This window comes from Neochlamydia sp. TUME1, from assembly GCF_000813645.1.
In the GTDB taxonomy this organism is placed as follows: domain Bacteria; phylum Chlamydiota; class Chlamydiia; order Chlamydiales; family Parachlamydiaceae; genus Neochlamydia.
Genome location: NZ_JRXI01000100.1, coordinates 1 through 2,326, shown reverse-complemented (window position 1 = coordinate 2,326; position 2,326 = coordinate 1). Strand labels below are relative to the sequence as shown.

Sequence of the window (2,326 nt, the reverse complement as noted above, 5' to 3'; positions counted from 1 at the left end):
GATTACCGACCTAACTAATAAAAGAGTAATTGATATCCTTAAGGACAGGAAAAAAGCTGCTTTAAAAGACTATATGGCGTCATGCGATGAGGAATTCAAGGAAGGGATTAAGTATGTAGCTATAGATTTATGGGCTCCTTCTCGAGCGGTAGTAGAAGAGATGCTACCTAAGGCCCAAGCTGTAGCTGATCGTTTCCATGTTATGCAAAACTTAAATCAAGCGTTAGATAGATTTAGGAAGAGGGTAAAACAGGAAAGTGCCGATCAAGAAATATGGAAAAATACCAAGTATATCTTGTTAAAGAATCATGAAAATCTAACAGAGCAACAAGAAGATGTGCTAGACAAGATCTTAAATTTAAACCTTGAGTTGAAAGTATATTATAAGCTTAAAGAGTCGTTTGGAAGCTTATTTAACGGAAGTTCCACTTTTTTAAAAACAATCGGTAGCGATCAAGTTGTTGGTTATTAATAATTTAAGTAAATTATCGACGCTTCTTCCTAGTGACTACATGCGCATGATTCTTTGGTAAAACTTTTGGTAACTTTACTTTTAAGGCTTCCAGCATCTGTCTGTTTTGGTGACGTGGCTCTGGGATTTGCTGAAAGCTTAAGCCTTCATCTACTGTCCATTCTATTAGCGTTAAAGTAGATAAACTGCGTAAGCCTTCTTCTACTGTTAAATAAAGGTCCTTCCAGGCTTTATCAAGTTCTCTGATAATCATGTAGGCTAACATTACAATTAAAACATGACCCCTTGTACTTTCTTCTGAACGTACATAGACTGGCCGTATCTCAAGATCGCTTTTTACTGTTCTAAAAGCTGATTCTACCCTCGCTAAATCTTTATAACGATCATGTACTTCTTGCATGCTCACTTCTTCGCAAGCAAGATCGGTTTTAATCACATAGCAACCATCTAGCTTAGCATCCTCAGCTAGTATTTCTTGATTGAGGCATATAGATAAGCTTCTATCTTGCGCGCTAACTGTCACGCAAGTTTTAAGCGCTAAACGCTCGATTTTAGTTTTAATTTTTTTCAGGGCTACTTCTACCCGTGCTTTGGGATGCGCATGTAGATAGGCATTTTGCATAGCAACCAATTTTTCTATGCTAGCTAGCTTGCTGAGGCGAGAATGAGCGATTTCCTGGGCGCGCACAGGATTACGTTTAAGAATATATCTTATCCCATCTTCTTTGACTTCAGCCAAATTTTTATCAAATAGCGTATATTCGATCACACCTCTTTTCATTAAGGTCTCTATTTGAGCTTTTGTCATAGCGGTAATATAATGAAAACCATGCTCTTGTAAATTTTCGATCTGCCCGCTTTTAATCATTCCTCTATCGCCTACAAAAGTGACTTTTTCACATTTAAAGCGTTCTTTGGCTTTTTTGATTTGGGCATAAAATGTAGAAGTGTCTTGCATATTGCCTTTAAACACTTCGGTGGATACGGGTGTGCCATCGGCTGAACTTAGCAAGCCTATCACAATTTGCTTCTTACCTTTCTTTTTGTCTCGGTTATAACCCCAATCGGCCAGCTCGTTTTTCTCGCCTTCTAAATACGAGCTAGTCACATCATACAAAAATAAGTGAGGAGGTTTTTTGCTAAAACTTTTAGTAAACAATCGATCTTCGATAGAGGCTTGGTTTTGACATAACCACAAAAGATTCTTATAAAGATCTTCTTCGTTAAAGCCCTTTTGCAAGTCAATTACAGGAGCAATGGCATATGTTTCTGCCAACCTGACGGCAGAAAGTCTTGAGCCTTGCTCCAATACGCGTGCTACTACTTGCCACAAAGCGAGCTGACCTTCTCGGCTATTGCCAAGTGCATCCACAATTCCTAAACGTTTAGCCATTTGGTAGATCACCCATACGCCACCGACAGATAATCCCTCTTGCATTGTGGCTCCACTACACGAGGTTAAAGCTTGGAGATTACCTTTATGTTTTAAAGCTAACTGGATAGCAGCAATTTCTTCAGGTGTGCAATTGGATAGATTACCCACCGTGCGTTTTTTAACGGTTTTGCCTTCTCTATAGGATTCTCGCAGCAAAATTGTTTCATAAACTTTGCCGGCAGCTGATTTGAATTTTGACTTCACTATATGCATATCTACAAAATACACTAATAAAAGGATTTATGTAAATACTAAAAACAATTTTAATTAAAATTTTGGTGACTACAAAATTTTATAAAAAAGACATAAAGCTTTAATAATAAAATAATTAAATACTTTAACCTTATAAAAAAAATGGAACTTCCGATTTAATGATTTAAATGATAACAGACAAACAGGCAGCGAGAAATTGTCCGCAT

Annotated in this window: 2 protein-coding genes; one reads left to right on the top strand and one right to left on the bottom strand. The window is 37.3% G+C overall.

The window, feature by feature from the left end:
- A partial coding sequence (locus DB41_RS12845) for an ISL3 family transposase (RefSeq protein WP_039384819.1) occupies positions 1–472 on the top strand: 472 nt, incomplete at its 5' end.
- A gap of 13 nt (positions 473–485) precedes the next feature.
- Here the strand turns inward: DB41_RS12845 and DB41_RS12840 are convergent.
- The gene (locus DB41_RS12840; RefSeq protein WP_080502402.1) at positions 486–2,120 is read right to left on the bottom strand and encodes an IS1634 family transposase; all 1,635 of its coding nucleotides are present in this window, start codon (positions 2,118–2,120) and stop codon (positions 486–488) included.
- Positions 2,121–2,326: the final 206 nt, after the last annotated feature.

Coding starts and splice junctions, on each gene's coding strand:
- DB41_RS12840 (WP_080502402.1), bottom strand. CDS start 2,120: ATGCATATAGTGAAGTCAAAATTCAAATCAGCTGCCGGCAAAGTTTAT.